Annotated in this window: 15 protein-coding genes; 3 read left to right on the plus strand and 12 right to left on the minus strand. The window is 71.2% G+C overall.

Annotated features, from left to right (window positions below):
- Positions 1-92 precede the first annotated feature (92 nt).
- The 10 genes from lepB to AC06FP_RS03470 all read right to left on the minus strand — a co-directional run bounded on the left by lepB (position 93) and on the right by AC06FP_RS03470 (position 12,914).
- On the minus strand, positions 93-713 hold the full coding sequence (gene lepB, locus AC06FP_RS03425; protein WP_478074745.1) for a signal peptidase I: 621 nt from the start codon (positions 711-713) through the stop codon (positions 93-95).
- A 178-nt stretch (positions 714-891) separates the two neighbouring features.
- Complete coding sequence (gene dcp, locus AC06FP_RS03430; RefSeq protein ID WP_478074493.1) at positions 892-3,048, minus strand: peptidyl-dipeptidase Dcp; 2,157 nt, start codon at positions 3,046-3,048, stop codon at positions 892-894.
- 111 nt (positions 3,049-3,159) lie between these two features.
- Positions 3,160-4,596 (minus strand): cryptochrome/photolyase family protein, encoded by a 1,437-nt coding sequence (locus tag AC06FP_RS03435; protein ID WP_478074494.1) that lies wholly within the window; start codon positions 4,594-4,596, stop codon positions 3,160-3,162.
- Positions 4,597-4,599: 3 nt separating this feature from the next.
- A complete protein-coding gene (locus AC06FP_RS03440) occupies positions 4,600-5,217 on the minus strand; it encodes a lysophospholipid acyltransferase family protein (RefSeq protein WP_478074495.1) in 618 nt (205 codons plus the stop codon).
- A gap of 3 nt (positions 5,218-5,220) precedes the next feature.
- Positions 5,221-5,652: an alternative ribosome rescue aminoacyl-tRNA hydrolase ArfB gene (gene arfB / locus AC06FP_RS03445; RefSeq protein WP_456117375.1), complete on the minus strand. Its 432-nt coding sequence runs from the start codon at positions 5,650-5,652 to the stop codon at positions 5,221-5,223.
- 58 nt (positions 5,653-5,710) lie between these two features.
- Positions 5,711-6,652 carry a hypothetical protein gene (locus AC06FP_RS03450; RefSeq protein WP_478074496.1) on the minus strand — a complete coding sequence of 314 codons (942 nt, stop codon included), beginning with the start codon at positions 6,650-6,652 and terminating at the stop codon, positions 5,711-5,713.
- Complete coding sequence (locus tag AC06FP_RS03455; protein ID WP_478074497.1) at positions 6,652-9,030, minus strand: LTA synthase family protein; 2,379 nt, start codon at positions 9,028-9,030, stop codon at positions 6,652-6,654. Before AC06FP_RS03455 ends, AC06FP_RS03450 begins: the two co-directional genes overlap by 1 nt.
- 13 nt (positions 9,031-9,043) lie before the next feature.
- Positions 9,044-10,324, minus strand: coding sequence for a YaiO family outer membrane beta-barrel protein (locus AC06FP_RS03460; RefSeq protein WP_456117378.1), 1,281 nt, complete (start codon positions 10,322-10,324; stop codon positions 9,044-9,046).
- A 17-nt stretch (positions 10,325-10,341) separates the two neighbouring features.
- A complete protein-coding gene (locus tag AC06FP_RS03465; protein ID WP_456117379.1) occupies positions 10,342-11,868 on the minus strand; it encodes a glycosyltransferase family 2 protein in 1,527 nt (508 codons plus the stop codon).
- Positions 11,865-12,914 (minus strand): HEAT repeat domain-containing protein, encoded by a 1,050-nt coding sequence (locus AC06FP_RS03470; protein ID WP_478074498.1) that lies wholly within the window; start codon positions 12,912-12,914, stop codon positions 11,865-11,867. Before AC06FP_RS03470 ends, AC06FP_RS03465 begins: the two co-directional genes overlap by 4 nt.
- 162 nt (positions 12,915-13,076) lie before the next feature.
- On the opposite strand from AC06FP_RS03470, the gene AC06FP_RS03475 reads away from it, so the two are divergent.
- Positions 13,077-14,060, plus strand: coding sequence for a tetratricopeptide repeat protein (locus AC06FP_RS03475; protein WP_478074499.1), 984 nt, complete (start codon positions 13,077-13,079; stop codon positions 14,058-14,060).
- A 57-nt stretch (positions 14,061-14,117) separates the two neighbouring features.
- Positions 14,118-14,507: an MAPEG family protein gene (locus AC06FP_RS03480; RefSeq protein ID WP_456117382.1), complete on the plus strand. Its 390-nt coding sequence runs from the start codon at positions 14,118-14,120 to the stop codon at positions 14,505-14,507.
- Positions 14,508-14,550: 43 nt separating this feature from the next.
- Here the strand turns inward: AC06FP_RS03480 and AC06FP_RS03485 are convergent, their stop codons facing one another.
- Positions 14,551-16,347, minus strand: a complete 1,797-nt coding sequence (locus AC06FP_RS03485) for a tetratricopeptide repeat protein (protein WP_478074500.1) — start codon at positions 16,345-16,347, stop codon at positions 14,551-14,553.
- Positions 16,348-16,557: 210 nt separating this feature from the next.
- On the opposite strand from AC06FP_RS03485, the gene AC06FP_RS03490 reads away from it, so the two are divergent.
- On the plus strand, positions 16,558-18,570 hold the full coding sequence (locus tag AC06FP_RS03490) for a winged helix-turn-helix domain-containing protein (protein ID WP_478074501.1): 2,013 nt from the start codon (positions 16,558-16,560) through the stop codon (positions 18,568-18,570).
- A 24-nt stretch (positions 18,571-18,594) separates the two neighbouring features.
- On the opposite strand, the gene AC06FP_RS03495 is transcribed toward AC06FP_RS03490, so the two are convergent.
- Complete coding sequence (locus tag AC06FP_RS03495; RefSeq protein WP_478074502.1) at positions 18,595-19,371, minus strand: pseudouridine synthase; 777 nt, start codon at positions 19,369-19,371, stop codon at positions 18,595-18,597.
- Positions 19,372-19,395 lie beyond the last annotated feature (24 nt).

A 19,395-nucleotide genomic window follows, 5' to 3' on the forward strand; every position in this document is an offset into this window, starting at 1 on the left:
GCAGCCCGCGGAGAACGCATTAGATCACAGCTTTTTCCTGCATATTGGACAGACCAATTTTCAGAAAGGCCGCGCGACCGAGGCCGGCGGTGTCACAGCGCGCGCCACTGCATGCCCTCGCCGCGGCGCCAGAACACCGCACGCGCCTTGCCGTACACCGTGTCGGCATCGACCAGGCCAAAGTAGCGGCCGTCCAGGCTGTTGCCGCGATGGTCGCCCAGCACCAGCAGCCTGCCCTCGGGAATGACCAGGCCGTCGATGTCCGGGCCGCCGCCGGCGTCCAGGTCCAGCAGTACCTGCTTCGCGCCAAAGGTTTCCTGTTGCGGCGCCCCGCCCAGCGCCCGGCCATTGATGCGCAGATGGCCGTCGTGCAGCTCGACGCGGTCGCCGGCCACCGCCACCACCCGCTTGATCAGCCGCGTGCCGTCGGCCGGCGAATCGAACACGGCCACATCGCCGCGCTGCGGGTGGCCGGTGTCGAGCAGGCGGATGCCGGTGAACGGCAGGCGCAGGCCGTAGGCGCGCATGTCCACCACCACGTGGTCGCCGGGCTGCAGCGTCGGCTGCATCGAACCGCTGGGCACCTGGTAATGATTGGCCAGCGTGTCGCGCGCGGCGCCCAGCAGCAACAGCATCGCCGCCAGCGGCAGCGCTTCGCGGCGCAGCCAGGCCAGCACGGGATGGGCGGAAGCGGCGCGGTCGTCGCGGGTCATGGTGGTGCACTCCACGGGCAGGTCCAGCATCGACTGCCGGCCTTCGCGGAAAGTTCCTGGCCACGTGCAGGCAGGCACGCCCGCAGCGGCAGCCATCCTCCAACGCGTCGCCTCCACGGCATGTGGATCGACAACAAAAAAGCGGGAGGGTCGCCCCTCCCGCTTCGTGCCGCGCGGCTTACTTCAGCCCGCGGTTCTTCAGCAGCGGCTCCACGCTCGGGTCCTTGCCGCGGAACTCGCGATAGGCGGTAGCCAGGTCGCGGGTGTTGCCGATGGACAGGATCCTGTCGCGGAACACCTGGCCGTTCTCGCGGGTCAGGCCGCCGTGCTCCTTGAACCACTCGAAGGCGTCGTGGTCGATCATCTCCGCCCAGAAATAGGCGTAGTAACCGGCCGAATAGCCGCCGCCCCAGATGTGGTCGAAGTAGCTGCTGCGGTAGCGCGGCGGCACCTGCGCCAGGTCGACGTGGTACTTCTTCAGCGCCTCGGCCTCGAACGTGTCCACGTCCTGCTGCGGCGCGTCGGCGCCCTGGGTGTGCCAGGCCAGGTCGAGCAGCGCCGCGGCCAGGTACTCGGTGGTGGCGTAGCCCTGGTTGAAGGTCCTGGCCTTGGCGATCTTGTCCACCAGCGCCTGCGGCATCGCCTCCTTGCTCTGGTAGTGCTTCGCATAATTGGCGAACACCTTCGGGTCCGACGCCCAGTGCTCGTTGAACTGCGACGGGAACTCGACGAAGTCGCGCGGCACGCCGGTGCCGGCCACGCTCGGGTACTTCGTATTGGAGAACATGCCGTGCAGGGCGTGGCCGAACTCATGGAACATCGTGGTCACGTCGTCCCAGCTCAGCAGCGCCGGCTGGCCGGCGGCGGGCTTGGTGAAGTTGCACACGTTGTAGACCACCGGCTTGGCGCCGGTCAGGCCGTCCTGTTCGACGAACACGTCCATCCACGCGCCGCCGGACTTGCTGTCGCGCTTGAAGTAGTCGGCGTAGAACAGCGCCAGCGGCTGGCCGTCGGCGTCGCTGACCTCGAACACGCGCACGTCCGGGTGGTACACCGGGATGTCCTTGCGCTCCTTGAAGGTCAGGCCGTAGAGCTGGTTGGCGGCGAAGAAGACGCCGTTCTGCAGCACGTTGTCCAGCTCGAAGTACGGCTTGATCTGCGCTTCGTCCAGGTCGTACCTGGCCTTGCGCACCTGCTCGGCGTAGAAATCCCAGTCCGAGGCCGTGGCCTTGAAGCCGCCGTTCTGGGCGTCGATGACCTTCTGGATCTCGGCCAGCTCGCCGCGCGCCTTGGCGGTCGCGGCCGGCACCGTGTCGGTCAGCAGCTTGAGCGCGTTGGCCGGGGTCTGCGCCATCTGGTCGCCGAGGTTGTAGGCGGCGTAGTTGGGGAAGCCCAGCAGCCTGGCCTTGGCCGCACGCAGCTGCGCCAGGCGCTGGATGATCGCGCGGGTGTCGTTGGCGTCGCCGCGTTCGGTGCGGGTCTCCGAGGCTTCCAGCACCCTGGCGCGCAGGTCGCGGTCCTGCAGCGACATCAGCACCGGCTGCTGGGTGGTGTTCTGCAGCGCCAGCACCCACTTGCCGTCGAGCTTGCGACCCTTGGCCGCTTCCTCGGCGGCGGCGACGTCGCCATCGGACAGGCCGGCCAGCTTCGCCTTGTCATCGACCACCACCGCGCCGGCGGCGGTGGCCGCGACCAGCTTGTTGTGGAAGTCGTTGGCGAGGGTGGCTTCCTCGGCGTTGTACTGCTTCAGCGTTTCCTTGTCGGCGTCGCTGAGCTCGGCGCCGGCCTTGACGAAGCCCTTGTAGGTTTCCTCGACCACGCGCAGCTGCTCCGGGTCGAGGCCGGCGCCGGCGCGCGCGTCGTAGACCGCCTTCACCCGCGCGAACAGCTTGGCGTCCAGGTGGATGGCGTCGCTGTGCGCGGCCAGCTTCGGGATCACCTCTTCCTGGATCTTCTGCCGCTCGGGATTGGTGTCGGCCTGCACCACGCCGAAGAACACGCGGCTGGTGCGGTCGAGGATGGCGCCGGACTTCTCCAGCGGCAGCAGGGTGTTGTCGAAGGTGGCCGGTTCGGCGTTGTCGGTGATCTGTTTGATCTCGGCCAGCTGCTGGCGCATGCCTTCCTCGAAGGCCGGCAGGTAGTCGCCGTCCTTGATCCTGTCGAACGCCGGCGCCTGGAACGGCAGCGCGCTGGCGGTCATGAACGGATTGGTCGAGGCATCGGCCGGCTGGCCGGCGGTCGGGGTGTCGGTGGTCACGGGGGCGGTGGACTCCTTGCCGGAACAGGCCGCCAGCGCGAGGCTGATGGCGGCGGCCAGAATGACGGTGCGCGACATGTAACGTGCTCCTGTGGGACGGTGTGCGTGCGACCGCAAACCCTACTCCGTCGGCCACGGGCTGGCATGTGCCGATGGTGGCGTCTGGACGCGCGGCGCCTGTCGGTTGGCTCAGCCCGCGCGCCCGCGGCGCAGCGTGGCGAAGGCGGCCAGGGCAGCCGCCCGGCCCGCGGCCAGGTCCACCTGCGACCGCGCCGGGTAGCCCGGCGCCAGCCGGCGCGCCAGCTCGGGGTGTTCCCACGGCGCGAACCGCGTGGGCAACGGCAGCTGCGCCAGTTCCGGCACCCAGCGCGCGATGTAGGCGCCGTCCGGGTCGAACCGCCGCGCCTGGCTGACCGGGTTGAACACGCGGAAGTACGGCGCCGCGTCGGCACCGGTGCCGGCGGTCCACTGCCAGCCCTGGGTGTTGTTGGCCAGGTCGGCATCTACCAGCGTGTCCCAGAACCAGCGCGCGCCATGCCGCCAGTGCTGGCGCAGGTGCTTGCTCAGCCAGCTGGCCACCACCATGCGCACGCGGTTGTGCATCCAGCCGGTGTGCCACAGCTCGCGCATGCCGGCATCGACGATGGGCACGCCGGTGCGCCCGCGCCGCCACGCGTCGAGCAGCGCCGCATCGGGCGCCGCCCACGGGAAATCGTCGAAGCGCGGGTCGAGGTTGTGGTCGGGTACCCGCGGGTAGTGATGCAGCACGTGGTGGGCGAATTCGCGCCAGCCCAGTTCGGCGAGGAAGCGGTCGCGGTCGGCCTCGGCGATGGCATCGCCGGCGTCCAGCACCGCGGCGGCGATGCGCCGCACCGACAGCTCGCCGTGGTGCAGGTGCGGCGACAGCCGCGAGGTGCCCGCCTGCGCGGCGAAATCGCGGCCCTGCGCGTAGCCGTGCACGGCGCCGTCGAGGAAGCCCTGCAGGGCCGCGCGCGCGCCGTTTTCGCCGGGCGTGAAGCGTTGCCAGAAGCCGGCGTCCCACGCCGGGCGCGGTGCAGGCAGCAGCGCGTCCAGGCGCTCGCCCGCGGGCAGGTCGACCGCGTCCAGCGACGGCAGGCGCGACGGCGCCTCCCAGGTGGCCGGCGTCCGCCAGTGCGCGCGCGCCGATTTCCAGAACGGCGTGAACACGCGGTACGGGTCGCCCTGCCGGGTCGCCAGTTCCCACGGCTCGAACAGCAGCGCGCCATTGAAGCTCTCGGCGTGCAGGCCGGCCTGGCGCAGGCTGCGCTTGATCTGCGCGTCGCGCTGTTCGATGGCCGGTTCGTAGCGCCGCGTCCACAGCACCGCTTCGGCGCCGGTGCGCGCGGCCAGCGCCTGCAGGGCGGTGAGCGTGGGCCCGCGCGACAGCAACAGGCGCGAACCGCGCCGCTCCAGCGCGTCGGCCAGCGCCGCCAGCGAACGCCGCCGCCAGGCCAGCGACGCCGCACCCGGCGCCCAGGCGCCCTCTTCTTCCGGCGCGTGGATGTAGACCGGCAGCGGCCGCAGGCCGCGGTCCAGCGCCGCGCGCAGCGCCGGCTGGTCGTCCAGGCGCAGGTCGTCGCGCAGCCAGACCAGCGCGGTGCCCATCGCCTACACCGTGCCGCGGTTGCGGCCGATCCACGGCCGGTACCACTTGCGCACCGCGGCCATGTCGGCGGCATCGTCGCCGCTGGTCTGGATCGGCGCGCCGAAGCCGATGATCTTTTCCGGGTAGTGGAAATAGGCCGGCACGATCGGCACCTGCGCCATGCGCGCGATGCGGATGAAGCCGCTCTTCCACTCCTTCACCGGCTTGCGCGTGCCTTCCGGCGCCAGCGCGAACCAGATGCGTTCGCTGCCCTGGATCATCGCCACCGCCTGCCCCACCGTGCCCTGCGGCGAGCTGCGGTCCAGCGGCACCACGCCCAGCCGGCGCAGCACCGCGCCCAGCGGCCACCAGAACAGCTTGTCCTTGCCGAGGATGCGCGCCTCGATGCCCAGCGCCATCTTCGCCGCCAGGCCCCAGATGCCGTCCCAGTTGGACGAATGCGGCGCGGCGATGACCACCGCCCTGCGCAGGTCGGGGATCGGCCCGACCACGCGCCAGCCGCCCAGGCGCAGGATCGTGCGCCCCAGCCAGCGGACGAAGCCGCGGCCGCCCACGCGCGGCACGTTGGCGGGAACGAGGGGGACGACCGGCGGCCTGCCCGGCGTTGACGTGTGGTCCAAGCGCTACTCCCAGTTCCGTTGCGAACGGCCGCGCTTGAGCTGCGCCCGTCCTTTTTTCTCTTCCAGCCGGCGCAGCCTGGAGCCATGGGTGGGCTTGGTCGCGACGCGGGCCTTGGGCACCGCCAGCCCGGCGCGGATGAAATCGGCCAGGCGTTCGCGCGCGTCGGCGCGGTTGCGCTCCTGGGTGCGGAAGCGCTGCGCGTCGATCACCAGCACGCCCTGGTCGGTGAGGCGCCGGTCGCGCCGCGCCAGCAGGCGCGCGCGCAGCGGCTCGGGCAGCGACGGCGAGCCGGCCACGTCGAAACGCAGCTCGACCGCGCTGGACACCTTGTTGACGTTCTGCCCGCCGGCGCCGCTGGCGCGCACGAAGCGTTCGACGATCTCCGTTTCCGGAATCGCCAGCCGTGCCGAGACCTGGAGGGCGTCGCTTGCCATCGGCGCATTGTAAGCGGCCGATGGCGGCCGTAGCGTGCTGCGGCGGTCGCCGCCGGGGTTACAGGTCGGGCCAGTCGCGCGCGGCCCAGCGCCGGTAGGCGCGGTAGTGGTGGATGGCGAAGCCGGCGAACGACGGCTCGCCGCGCAGGGCCTTCTCGACCTTGCGCACCTCCCGCTCGAACACCTTCGGCCCTTCCTCGTCGAAGGTGACCTTGTCGATGTCGTTGGACGACACCTCCAGCCCGATCACCACCTTCTTGTCGACGCGGTTGGCGTAGGCGATCTCGTCGGCCGCGTGCGAGAGGATGCTGTCGCGGCCCTCGGCCCTGTCGCGGTAGTCCATCAGCGCGACGTAGTCGTAGGTGTCGATGGCATGCTCGCTCACCGGCCGGACCCGGCCCTTCCACTCCAGCTCGATGCCGTCCAGCCAGAACGGGATGGCCGGCCCCACCAGCAGGGTGGCCTTGTACTCGCGCTTGATCCGCATCAGCGCGTCGCTCATGTCCAGGAAGCCGACCAGCAGGCGCTCGCGCGTGTCGTCGTTCCACTCGTCCAGGATGTGCGGCTCGATGTCCAGGTTGACGCCGTCGAAGCGCGCGGCCTGCGGCACCGCCGCGTTGTACTCGACCACCCGCCGGAACATTGCCTCGGCCTCGGTGCGGTGCGAGGGCAGCACGTAGTTCTCGGTATTGAGATAGGCCGAGCCGAGCAGCGCGTACACCTTCATGCGCTGCCGGTGCAGGCGCTCGATGAAGGCCTGGTACAGCTGCGGCTGCTCGACGATCAGGTTGCGGCCGCGGTACGCGTCGGCATACAGGTACACCGTGTCGATGTGCTGCGATTTCAGGTAGGCCACCGCCTCCTCGGCAACGGCCGGATCTTCGACCATCGCGTAGGACTCCGCCTCCCAGGTCCAGACCGCGCGGCTGGCCTTGGCCATCGCCGCCCCCGGCAGGGCATACAGAACGAACAACAGACACAGGGCGGTACGCAGACGCATCACGGCGAGGTTCCTGCAGCAGGGGCGGCGTCCACCGGCAGGCGGTAACGCCCCTGCCCGATGGCCTTGCCGGTGTCCGGATCGGACGGGAAAACGGAAACGTAGCAGCGCGTGTCGCAGGCCCCCGGCCGCGGCAGGTCCAGCTCCACCTGCTGGCGTCCGCGCGCCGGCAGCTGCAGCGCGCGGCCATACACTTCCTGCAGCTCGCGGCCGTCGGCGGCGGTCAACACCGCCAGCGGCACGAACGTGCGGCTGGGCTCGCCGTCGCCATTGCCGAACACCATCGACAGGCGCAGACCGGTGCCAGCGCGCGCCACCTGCGCCGACTCCATCGAAAGCCCGGCCATGGCCGGCCCCTGCGGCGGGCGCACCGGCGTCTGCGGCGCGGCCTGGTAGGCCACCAGCGCCGGCCGGGCGGCGTCCGGGTCCAGCGCCTGCTGCTGCATGAAGATCGTGTTGGCCTGCGCGTAGCGCTGCAGGCGCGCCTGGGACCAGGCCAGCAGCGCCGGGTCGTCGACTTCGGCCAGGTGCATGCCGTCCTGCAGCTGGTACAGCCTGCCGTCGTGCAGCCACCAGCGTTCGGCCAGGTATTCCGGCGCGCTGGTCTTGGTCTGCTTCAACGGCAGCGCGTGGATGTTGCGGAACTCGTCGGCCATGTCCAGGCCGGTGCCGAGCCAGGGCGTGCGCGCCGGCCGCTTCAGGCCATAGGTATTGGACAGCAGCGCCAGCAGCGACGGCGTGACATCCAGCTGCGAGGACACGGCGCGGATGCGCCCGGTGCGCTTGAGCAGCGGCGAGAAGATGATCAGCGGCACGTGGTAGCGGTCCACGTGCTCGCCCATCGGGATTTCCGGCAGGCGATGGTCGCCGGTGATGACGAAGATGGTGTTGGCGTACCACGGCGCCCTGGCCGCTTCCTCGAAGTAGCGGCGCAGCTGGTCGTCGGTATAGAGGATGCTGCTGTAGATGTCCGCCTGCGCCTGGTAGGACGGCCGCTGCGCCTGCGCAATGCGCAGCTGGTCCAGCCGCTGCGCGAACTGCGCGCGGTAGGCGTCCTGCCCGGGGAAGCGGTAGCTGGTGTGCATGGAGATGGTCTGCATCGCCAGCAGGAACGGCGGCTGCAGGCGACCGCTGTCGGCCAGCACCCGCGAGACCAGTTCCCTGTCGGCGTAGCCCCAGGTGCTGAACGGGTTGCGCTGGTAGCCGGGGCCGAAGCTGTTCATGTCCACCAGCGTCTGCACCTGCTGCAGGCGCATATAGCCCTTCTCGTTGTCGAAGCCGGTGTCGGTGCCGTTGTAGAACGCGGTGTGGTAGCCCTGCTGGCCGAGCACGCTGAACAGCCCAGGGTGCGCCGGCATGCGCTCGCCCAGCGCGGTGAATCCCTGGTCGGCGAACGGCGCCGAGCCGAACAGGGTCGGCAGCACGCCGAAGGTGCGGCCCTGGTTGGCCAGGAAGTTGTCGAAGTACAGGCTGCGGGTGGCGAGCTCGTCGAGGAACGGCGTGAAGCTGCCCAGCGACGCCTGCGGGCCGGAGAACGAGCGCCCCAGCCCTTCGACCACGATGACCACCACGTTCGGCGGGCGGCCGTCGCCGGTGGGCGAGAACCACGGGCCGAGCGTGTCGGGCGTGCGTTCGTCGCGCAGGAACGGATAGTGCGGGTCCAGCGGCGGCTCGCCGCCGTCCGCAGCCGGCCCACCGGTATCGGCCACCGCGGCGGCCGGCGCGTCGCCGCCGCGCCAGCGCCAGACATCGGCGCCGAACCAGGCCAGCTTGTTGCTGGCCAGGCCGCGCGCCGATTCGTCCTTCAGCGCGCCGGCGGCGGCCGGCAGCGGCACCAGCCAGGCCAGCACGCCGACCACCAGCAGCAGCGTGGTCCACAGCGCCGAGCCGCGCACATCGCGCCGCACCCACCACCACAGGCCGGCCCACAGCACCAGCAGCGGCAGGCCCAGCGCCAGCAGGCTGCCGGCAGCGAGCGGCGCGCCGTCGCCCAGCGCGGTGCGTATCTCGGCGATGCTGTAGCCGAACAGGTCCGCGCCCAGCGGCACCCGCGCCACCTGGTAGTACTGGTCGAGCATGGCCTGCACGACGATGAGCAGCGACCACGGCAGGGCCACCGCCACGGCGCGCAGCAGCGGCCGCTTCAGCGCCAGCAGCGGCAGCGACACCAGCAGCAGCACCGGCACCGCGCGCAGCAGCACGAGCAGCGCCTGCGCCAGCGCGGTGGCGGCCACCGTCCACTTCTCGTTTCCACTCCACGCCATGCCGGCACTGCCGGCGATCACGCTGCCGGCCACGAGCGCCACCTGCGCCAGCAGCAGCGCACGGAAGCCGGAAGAAAAACGCGGATACGCGCCACCTCTGTGCACGACACTCATCGACGCGCCCCCGTCACCAGCGCGTATAGACCGAGAGCGACACCCGCTTTTCGGCGAAGCCGCCATCGTCATCGGCGTAGCCCGCACCGACCTTGAAGCCCCAGCGCGGTGCGAAGTAATGCGTCCAGGCGACGCCGACGGCGAGGTTGCTGTTGCGCACCACGGTGCCGAAGCGGTCCATGTCGGTGCTGCGGCCGCTGCCGGCGCTCACCTCCCAGTAGTCGTCGGCATCGCCGCGGTAGTAGTTGCGCAGCAGCACGCGGTGGCTCCAGCTGCCCGAACCCACGCCGGGCACGTGCTGCAGCTTGTAGCGGCCGTACCAGTTGCCGACATAGCGGCCCACGCCCACGCCGTAGAACTCGGTGTCGCCGGAGAAACGCAGGTGATCGACGCTGGCCGACAGTTCCCAGCCGTTGCCCACGCCCTGGAATACTTCCACGCGCCAGGCCTGCTTCGGCAGCACGCCGCTGGAGGGTCCCTGCTGGTAACGCAGGTTGGCATAGGCGCGCGACCACAGCGGCGCGTAGCCGTCCAGCGCCCAGGCGTTGCTGCCGGTGCCGAAGTGGTCGGCGCGCAGCAGTTCCAGGCCCAGCGAGCCGTGCTCGAAGTAACGGCGCAGGGTCAGGTCGTAATCGTTCCAGCTCTGGCGGCCGCCGCTGAAGCCGGTGTGGCTCCAGCCCGCGCTGGCGCCCCAGGTGTAGCCGGCGGCGGACATCGCATCGGGGTTGGCCATGCGCGGCACCAGGCTCTGCCGCAGCGAATCGATCTCCGCCGGATCGGCGCCCATCGCCAGCGCGGCGTCGAAGTCGGCGCGCGCGGCGGCGGTCTGGTCGGCATCGCGCAGCGCGCGGCCGCGGGCGATGCGCGCCTGCGGGTCCTGCGGCGCCAGTTCCACCCAGCGGGCGTAGGCATCGGCGGCCTGCTGCGGGCGGTCGCTCCAGCGGTAGACGTCGCCCAGCGCCGACCAGGCATCGGCGTAGGTCGGGCTGCTGCGCACCACGGCATCCAGATCCGCCTCGGCGGCGGCGTACTGGCCGTCCCAGGCGTAGGTGCGGCCGCGCGCCAGCAGCAGGTCGCCGTTGCCCGGGTGCTCGGCCAGCAGCGCGGTGTAGCGCTCGATCGCCTCGGCGCGCCGGCCGCCGGTGGCCAGCTCGCGGATCTGCAGCATCTGCGCGGTCAGGCTGTCGGGCGCGCTGTCCTGCGCCAGCGCCGGCACGGCCGCGATGGCCAGCGCCAGCGCCAGGCCCTGCGCCAGCAGCCGGGGGGTGGGACGGAAAGGCGATGGCTCGGCCACGGGAGGATTCCTGTTGATCATGGGTTGGGCCCGCCGCTTTCCGGGCGGAGGGGGGCGGCCGTTACCCCGGCCGGCGAGATGGCTTCTTCCGGTACCTGCTGCCAGGAGCCGTCGCGGTGGATGCGGCCCCAGCCATGGCGCTTGCGCGGCCGCAGCAGCCAGTTCACGGTGCCGAGCAGGCGCCACAGCGAGTTGATCTGGCGATAGCCGAAGTTCTCCAGCACCGCCACCACGAACAGCCGCAGCTGCTGGCGCGGGCGTGCGTACAGGCCGAAGGAAAGTTCCTCCAGCAGCATCGCGTTGACCGACAGCAGCACACCCATGCCCACCGCGGCGACCAGGAACACCAGGAAGACATCCAGCGGGACCAGGCCCAGGATCGCCAGCGTGATCATCGCCACGTAGCCGGTCACTTCGATCGCCGGCCCGAAGAACTCGAACAGCATCATGAACGGGAAAGCGACCCAGCCCGCGGCGCCACCGCGGCGGTTGAACACCAGCGACAGGTTCGACCACAGGCTTTCGGCCAGGCCGTACTGCCAGCGCATGCGCTGGACGCGCAGCGACCTCAGGTCGGCCGGCACTTCGGTCCAGCACACCGGGTCGGGCACGAAGACGATGCGGTAGTCGCGGCGTTCCTTGCGCAGGCTGCTGTGCATGCGCACCACCAGGTCCATGTCCTCGCCCACCGTGTCGGCGCGATAGCCGCCGATGGCGACCACGCGCTCCTTGTAGAACACACCGAAGGCGCCGGAGATGATCAGCAGCGCGTTCATCGGCGACCAGCCCACGCGCCCGAACAGGAACGCGCGCAGGTACTCGACCAGCTGGAAGCTGGGCAGCCAGCGGTTGGGCAGGCCGATTTTCGACAGCTGCCCGTCGGTGACGGTGCAGCCGTTGAGCACGCGCACCACGCCGCCGCTGGCCACCACCCGGCGGTCTTCCAGGAACGGCCGCACCACCCGCGACAGGCTTTCCGGCTGCAGGATGCTGTCGGCGTCCATCACGCAGAACAGCGGGTAGCGCGCGCAGTTGATGCCGGCGTTGATCGCGTCGGCCTTGCCGCCGTTGGCCTTGTCCACCATGCGCACGCGCGGGTGCGTGGCCGAGGCGTAGACGCCCTTCACCGCCTCGGTCTTCAGCCGCGCCCGGTAGGCCTCGGGCACCATCACCAGCCCGAAGGCCTCGATCAGCGCCTCGCGCGTGCCGTCGGTGGAGCCGTCGTTGACCACGACGATCTCGTAGTCCGGGTAGCCGGTCTTGAGCAGCGAGCGCACCGAGGACACCACCGATTTTTCCTCGTTGTGCGCCGGCAGCAGCACGCTCACCGGCGGCTGGTACTCGCGCAGCGCTTCCGGCAGGTAGTTGGCGCGGTGCTCGCGCATGTAACGCACGATCTGGTACGCGGAGATGTAGTTCAGCGCCAGGTAGGCCAGGTTGATGGCCAGGAAATAGGCCATGAAGAACCATTGCAGCGAGATCATCAGGTGCACCCACGGCACCTGGTAGAAGAAGTCCACGACCATCTGCCAGTACGCGTTCATGCCTTGATCCCCAGGCTGTGCTCGGACAGCACGTGGTCGATGATGTCGCGGCCATAGGCGTCGGCCAGCCGCTCCTTGAGCTGCAGCAGCGCCTGCGCGCCCATGCCGGGCAGTGCCAGCAGCGCCTGTGCGGTGCGGTAGCGCACCCACCAGACGCTGTCGGACAGCAGCGGCTCCAGCAGGCCGCGATCGGCCGGTTCGCCCATGCGGCCCAGCGCCGCGGCCGCATGCATGCGCACGTGCCAGCGCGGCGACGCGAGGAAGCGCTTGGCCCGCTCCCGGTCCTGCGGATCGTTGAGCAGCTGCAGGCACACCGAGATGACGTGGTCGTCCACCGGCGCGTCGAGCAGTTGCCGCACCACGCCGGCGGCCTGCTCCGGCGCGATGCGCGCGAGCAGGCGCACCAGCGACGCGGCCGTATCGGTGTTGGCGCGCAGCAGCACGCCGGACAGCTCGCGCGCCGCGCTGCCGTCCTGGTTCTCGCTCAGGATCCGCGCCACGCTGCCGGGGAACCAGTCCTCGCGCGAGGCGATCATCGGCACGAACAGCGCCATCGCCCGCGGCGGATCGATCTGCGCCAGCGCGCGCGCGGCGCACAGCGACACGATGGGGCTGGCGTTTTCCAGGTAGCCGGCCAGTTCGTCGAACAGCCGCCCGTCGCGCAGGTGGCCCAGGGCGACGATCGCCATCGCGCGCTCGTGGTAGCGCCCGCGCAGCTGCCGACGCGCGGCCTCCACCAGGCCAACCCGCTCGCCCAGCACCGCCAGCCGGCGCGAATCCGCCTCGCCCAGCGACTCGTGCACCGTGTTCCACGCCTCGATGAAGCCGTGCGCCTGGCGCACGTCCAGCGTGCGCAGCGGCGGCGATGCGCCGGCCAGCTCCTGCTTCAGCGCCTGCGTCCAGTACTCGCGCTCACGGAAGTCTCGCCTTTCCCGCCGCAATGCGCGCATTCTCAGCACCACGATCCCGGCGAGCAGCAGGCAGGCCATCGCAATGGTCAGGACCGCCACCCAGAACGCAATCACCACTATCGGTGAACCGTGCAACAGACTTTCCATGATCTTTCCCCTGGCACGAAAGCGACGACATCCCTGTCCGCGTTGAAATGTCTCTAGGTAATAACCGGCAAAATCACACAAAGTTTTTGTGATGGGTGTCACAATAATTACACATGCACCCCCTTGTAGAACAGCAGCGGGAGCGGGGAAATGAAGAAATTGTTAAAAAACAGATGGTTGGCCATCGGCGCCTGCCTGGCCCTGCTTGGCGGCGCGGCCGGCGTCTGGGTGCTGCTGCACCCGGCCAGCTTCGTGGTGCAGCCCTGGCGGGCGCAGCAGTCGGTCACCGGCGCGCGGTTCGTATTCGGCCCGTACCCGGTGGATGCGGACATGCACCGGCTCAAGGCCGAGGGCATCACCACCATCATCAGCCTGCTCAACCCGCGCCTGCCCTACGAGGCGTCCCTGTTGAACGACGAGAAGGAACGCGCCGGCCGGCTGGGCATCCGCGTGCTCAACTTCCCGATGGGCAGCATCCTCGGCCAGCGCTTCGGCGCCGACTACGAGCGCAATTCCCGCGCCGCGGCCGAGGCGGCCATCGCCAGCCAGGGCACGGTGTACATCCACTGCTACCTCGGCCTGCACCGCGCGCGCAGCGTGCGTGATTACCTGGAACAGCACGCCGGCAACGTCGCCACGCGCCAGTTCGACGGTGCGATCGAACACGGCCGCACGCCGCGCCAGCTCGCCAACGAGCGCGCCCAGGGCCTGTTCGAACAGGACGACTACGACGGCGCGCTGCGCGAACTGGCCAGCGTGCAGCCCATGGACTACGGCGCGCACGTGCTCGATGGCTGGATCCGCCTGCGCCGCGGCGAACACGCGCTGGCGCGCGAGGCCTTCCGCCAGGCGACCGGGATGGCCGGCGCCAGGGCCGATGCCTGGGACGGCCTGGGCTTCGCGCTGCTGCGCCTGGACGACCTGGACGGTTCGGCCGCGGCGTTCGGCCAGGCGCTGCAGCTGGCGCCCGACGACCGCGACGCCATGCAGGGCATGGCGCAGGTGTACTACCGGCAGGACCGGACCGAACAGGCGCGGGCCCTGCTGGAACGGCTGCACGCCGCCGCGCCGGACAACGCCGAGGTCAACGACCTGCTGGAACGGGTGAAGGCCCCGGCCAGCGCACCCCGCTAGGGCGGGCGCCCGGCGGCGGCATCGGCTAGGCTGCGCCTTTTACGGAAGGAGCAGCCCATGTCGACCGCTTACTGGTGTGTGTTGATCGCCGCGGTACTGCCTTACGTCTGGGTGGCCGTCACCAAGGCGCGGCCCGGCTACAACAACCGCAACCCGCGTGCCTGGGTGGCGAAGAGCGACAACTACCTCGTGCAGCGCGCCAATGCGGCGCACCTGAACGCCTTCGAGAACTTCGCGCCCTTCGCCGCCGGCGTGATCCTGGCGCAGCTGGCCGGCGTGGACGCGGCGACGGTCAACCCGCTGGCCATCGCCTTCGTGGTGTTCCGGGTCCTGCACGGCCTGCTCTACGTCGGCGACCAGCCGCTGCTGCGCAGCCTGTCGTGGCTGGGCGGCTTCGCCTGCACGGCGGCGCTGCTGGTGCTGGCGGCGCTGGCGGCCAGCCACTGAATTCCCCGCTGCCGCCCGCAGCCGGGCGGCAGCGGCCACGGCCTCACAACCGCGCAATGTCCGGCGCGGCGCCGCCGAACCACGCGTTGTCGTAGGCCTGCCGTGCGGCCTTCTCGGCCGTCCTGTCGCCCTTGCGCCGGTAGACCTCCACCAGCCCCGCCAGCGCCCAGCCATTGCCGCGCGCGCGCAGCAGCGACTCGCGCAGCACCCGCTCGGCCGCGTCGAGCCGGCCCTGCCGCAGATACACCGAACCCAGCGACTGGCGGATCGGGTAATACCAGTACGGCGGCTCCATGTAGGCCAGCGAATCCTCCACGGCGACCGCCGCCTCGTAGGCTTCCGCCGCCGCCACCAGGTCGCCGCGCGCGTCGGCCAGGCGCGCGCCGGCCACCAGCCGCGCGGTCCGCACGATCTCCTTCCCGGGCATGTACCAGTCCAGGTAGGGCTGGAAGTCGGCGCTGCGCTCGATGCCGGCGATGGCCTCGATCTCGCGCTGCGCGTCGTCGAAGTCGCGCCGGGCGGCATGCGCCAGCGCCCGCGCGTAGTGCGCCAGTGCCGCCACGATCACCTGGTTGTCCGGCGGCGCCGGCAACGCGAGGATGTCCGCGGGCGGGCTGAACACGGCGTGCGCGAGGTAGGGCGCGGCCTTGATCGGTTCGAGCAGCGGGTATTGCGCGACGACCGCGTCGGCCAGCGCCGCGTCCAGCCGGTCCGCGGCGGTGATGGCGGTGGCGCCGTCGCCGCCCATCTGCGCGGACACCAGCACGAAGTGGATGTTGTGCGGGTAGTAGGCGGCCTTGTACAGCGGGTCGGACGGCGAGGTCGCGAAGTACGCCTCGTCCACCGCCATCGCGCGCTTGTTGATCTCCATCGATTCCTTGAACAGGCCCACGCGGTAGTAGATGTGCGCGGGCATGTGCACGATGTGCCCGGCGCCGGGCATCAGCGCCGCCAGGCGCCGCGCGTACGGCAGGCCGCGTTCGGGCGTGGCCGATGCCTCGACCGCGTGGAGATAGAGGTGGATCGCGCCGGGGTGGTCGGGGTTGCGGGCCAGGACCGTCTCCAGCGCCGCCAGCATCTCGCCGGCGCGGCCCTTGGGCAGGGTTCCGGCCGCTTCCCAGTAGTCCCACGGCTGCGTGTCCATGACCGCTTCGGCATAGAGCGCCTGCACCGTGTCGTCGTCGGCATGGCGCGCGGCCACCGCCCGCATCGCGTCGGCGAAGGCCGCGTCCAGCGGCGCGCGGTCGGCCGCCGGATCGGCCGAGTAGCGCTGCCGCAGCGCCGCGATCAGCGCGCGGTCCTTCTCCGGCGCGGCCGGCGCCAGTTCCAGCGCGCGCGACAGCGCGGCGAACGCCGGCGCCACCGCGCCGGGCAGCATCGGCGCGTTGATGTTCGGCCCCAGCACGAAGGCCTCGCCCCAGTACGCCATCGCCAGCGCCGGGTCTTCCCGCTGCGCGGCCTGGAACGCGCGCAGCGCCTCGGCGTGGTTGAACGCGAACGCCCAGCGCAGGCCCTGGTCGAAGTACGCCTGCGCCCGCGCGTTGCGCGTGCCGACCTTCAGGCCCAGGCCGCCGAGGTTGTCGTACAGCGGCACCGCGCCAGCGGCGGCGTTCATGGGCAGCACCGGGAACGGCCGGGTTTCGGTGGTCTGCGCCAGCACCAGCGCATCGAGCAGGGCCGGGCGGCCGGCGACGGGCGCGGCGCACAGGGCGCCGCGCGGGTCGAGCACGGGGTCGTACACCAGCGGCGCGTCTTCCGGCCATCCCAGCAGGCTGGCCGAGCCGCAGGCGCCGGCCAACCCGACGGACAGGAGGACGAGGCGGGACGAAGGCTTGTTCATGGCGGTTCCCTGATGGAAGGCGGCGGACCGGAACGACACGCCCGCAATGGCGCAGGGCGTGCCACCAGCCTGATCCCCCTGCGCCAGCCGATCTTTAGGGCAACCTTGGGCGAGCCTCAGGATGACCGGGAAACGGCGGGCAAGCCGCCACCGGCCGCCCCGGGTTGCGCCCTATACTCGCCGCGACCGGGGCCACCCGCCGGGGACCGTATGCCGCAGCCTGCGCCGGACCACCTTGCCTTCGACGACCTGGTCATCGACTTCGCGGGCCGGCGGCTGTGGCGTGGCGGCGGCGAACGGGCGCTGGAACCCAAGGCCTTCGCCGTGCTGGCGCTGCTGGCCGCCGCGCCGGGCCGGGTGTTCACCCGCGACGAGATCCTGGATGCGGTGTGGGGCCACCGCCACGTCACCCCCGGCGTGCTGAACCGGATCATGAGCCTGCTGCGCCAGGCGCTGGGCGAGGACGCGCTGCACCCGCGCCTGCTGCACACGGTGTACGGCATCGGCTACCGCTTCGACCTGCCCGCGCCCGGAGCGCCGGCCCCGGCGATGCCGGAACCGCGGAGCGATACCGGCGCCGCGTCGCCAGCCACGCGCACGGCGACCACGGCTGCGCAATCATCGCGCGCGCGTCCCTGGCGCGTCGCCATCGCCGCGGGGCTGCTGCTTGCGGCCGCCCTCGCCTGGCTGCCGCGCGGGAACGACCCGGCGGCGTCCGCGCCCGACACCACCGCGCGGCCGTCACTGGCGGTACTGCCGTTCGCCGACCTTTCCCGCGCGCGCGACCAGGACTACCTGGCCGACGGCCTGGCCGAGGAAATCCTCGACCAGCTGGCGCAGTCGCCGGCGCTGCGGGTGGTGGGGCGCACATCGAGCTTCTCGTTCAAGGGCAGGAACGAGGACCTGCGTTCCATCGGCCGCAAACTCGGCGTCGCCTACCTGCTGGAAGGCAGCGTGCGCCGCGAGGGCGATGCGCTGCGCGTCACCGCGCAGCTCGTCCGTGCGGCCGACGGCGCCCACCTGTGGTCCAGGACCTACGCGCGCGAACTGCGCGACGTGTTCGCGATCCAGGAGGACATCGCACGCGACGTCGCCCGGGCGCTCAGCGTGAAACTGGACGTGGCCGCGTTCAACCGCGGGCAGGGCGGCACCACCAGCGTGGAGGCCTACGAGCGTTACCTGCGCTGGCGCGGCATCGCGATGGAGGAACGGTTCGACTTCGCCCACGACCAGGAGCGCCTGCAGCTGGCGCGCGAAATGGTGGCGCTGGATCCGCGCTGCGCGTTGTGCCTGAAGGCGCTGGCCGATTCGCTGGACGCGGTGGCGCACGAAATCGGCGGCGCGCAGGCCGGGCAGCTGCGCGGCGAAGCGCGGCAGGTGCGCGCGCGCATCGCCGCGATCGCGCCGGACAGCGCGCTGGCCCGGCTCGACCGCGCCAACGCACTGTGGCGCGAAGGCCGGCGCGCCGAGGCCATCGCCCTGGCCAGGCAGGTCGCCGAGTCCGGGCCGCTGGTCAAGGAACGCGTCTGGGACTACACCTACATGCTCTACGCCATGGGCCACCTGGACGACACCGTGGCGCTGGTCGAACGGATACGCGCGGTGGAACCGCGCGCGCTGTTCCTCTCCCGCGACCTGCAGTACGACTACACCGCGGCGCGGCGCCCCGCGGACGCCGAGGTCGAATACCGGCGCGGCCGGGAACTGCAGGGCAACCAGCGCGAGCCGGACTACGTGGCCTTCATCGGCCAGCTGGCCGGCAAGCGGCCCGGCGGCCTGGCCGAACTGCGCGACCTGCACCGCCGGCTGCTGCAGGAGCAGGACGCGGTCTTCGGCACGCCGTTCTTCCGCGACCTGGGCGCGGCGCTGCACGATCGCGCGGCGATGCTGGCGCTGGTGCGCAGGGCGCTCGCGGACGAACGCTATGGCGGCGGCGCCCGCGCCGCGTACGTATGGACCAACGTGGCCGACGCGCTGGGCGATGCCGACCTGGCCGTGGCGGCGATGCGGCGCGACCTGGAAGGCCAGCCGGGCTTCGACACCGGCACGATGGCGCAGCAGCCCTACGTGGCGCTGTGGAACTCACCCTATTCCGGCGTGCGCGCGCACCCGGATTTCAAGCGCCTGCTGGTGGAAACCGGCGTGGCCGCCTACTGGCGGCAGACCGGCCGCTGGGGCGACGGCTGCCGGGCGGTGGGCGCGGACGATTTCCAGTGCCGGTGACGGAGCGAAGCGGCCCCGCGCGCTTCAGTCGCGGGCGGAACGGACCTGCGCCGTGCGCGCATCGCCGGCCTGCAGGTCCGCGTCCCAGCCCAGCAGCGCGAACGCCTTGCGGAACTCCGCATCCAGCGGCGCCTGCACTTCGATGCGGCGCCCGTCCTGCGGGTGCGGGAACGACAGCCGCTGCGCGTGCAGCAGCATGCGGTGCACGCCGTGCATGCGGAAGGTGCGGTTGTGGCGGCCGTCGCCGTGGCTGGTGTCGCCGACCAGGTGATGGAACACGTGCTTCAGGTGCCGGCGGATCTGGCGGAAGCGGCCGGTCTGCGGCTGGCAGCGCAGCAGCGCGTAGCGCGAGGTCGGGAAGCCGTTGGACGGCACCGGCAGTTCGCCGGTCAGCAGTTTCTGGAAATGGGTGATGGCCGGCTTCTTCACCGGCTTGCCGGGGCCGCCGTCGAGATCATGGTCGACGGTGAAGGCGTCCTCCGCGGGCCAGCCGCGGCATATCGCCAGGTAGTCCTTGCCGACGTCGCCGCCCATCAGGGTCTTGCCCAGGGCGCTGGCGGTGTCGCGGTCGAAGGCCAGCAGCAGGCAGCCGCTGGTGGCGCGGTCCAGACGGTGGATCAGGAAGATCGGCCGGCCCAGCTGTTCGCGCAGGCGGTCGGCGAGGAAATCGTCCTCGCCGCGCGCCAGCTTGCTGTCGTGGACCATCAGCCCGGCCGGCTTGTCGACCACGGCCAGCCAGTCGTCGGCGTACAGCACCGGCAACGTCCGGTCGGGCAGCGATGTCGTCGTGTCGTGATCCATGGTTCAGCTTTATCTGTTCGGGCC

The sequence above is a fragment of the Stenotrophomonas sp. Steno-Z2 genome, from assembly GCF_056393235.1.

Bases quoted from the DNA above. Each gene is read 5' to 3' on its own strand.
- AC06FP_RS03475 (WP_478074499.1), top strand. From the start codon at position 13,077: ATGAAGAAATTGTTAAAAAACAGATGGTTGGCCATCGGCGCCTGCCTG.
- AC06FP_RS03455 (WP_478074497.1), bottom strand. From the start codon at position 9,030: ATGAGTGTCGTGCACAGAGGTGGCGCGTATCCGCGTTTTTCTTCCGGC.
- dcp (WP_478074493.1), bottom strand. From the start codon at position 3,048: ATGTCGCGCACCGTCATTCTGGCCGCCGCCATCAGCCTCGCGCTGGCG.
- AC06FP_RS03490 (WP_478074501.1), top strand. From the start codon at position 16,558: ATGCCGCAGCCTGCGCCGGACCACCTTGCCTTCGACGACCTGGTCATC.
- AC06FP_RS03435 (WP_478074494.1), bottom strand. From the start codon at position 4,596: ATGGGCACCGCGCTGGTCTGGCTGCGCGACGACCTGCGCCTGGACGAC.
- lepB (WP_478074745.1), bottom strand. From the start codon at position 713: ATGACCCGCGACGACCGCGCCGCTTCCGCCCATCCCGTGCTGGCCTGG.
- AC06FP_RS03485 (WP_478074500.1), bottom strand. From the start codon at position 16,347: ATGAACAAGCCTTCGTCCCGCCTCGTCCTCCTGTCCGTCGGGTTGGCC.
- AC06FP_RS03465 (WP_456117379.1), bottom strand. From the start codon at position 11,868: ATGAACGCGTACTGGCAGATGGTCGTGGACTTCTTCTACCAGGTGCCG.
- AC06FP_RS03495 (WP_478074502.1), bottom strand. From the start codon at position 19,371: ATGGATCACGACACGACGACATCGCTGCCCGACCGGACGTTGCCGGTG.
- AC06FP_RS03480 (WP_456117382.1), top strand. From the start codon at position 14,118: ATGTCGACCGCTTACTGGTGTGTGTTGATCGCCGCGGTACTGCCTTAC.
- AC06FP_RS03450 (WP_478074496.1), bottom strand. From the start codon at position 6,652: ATGCGTCTGCGTACCGCCCTGTGTCTGTTGTTCGTTCTGTATGCCCTG.
- arfB (WP_456117375.1), bottom strand. From the start codon at position 5,652: ATGGCAAGCGACGCCCTCCAGGTCTCGGCACGGCTGGCGATTCCGGAA.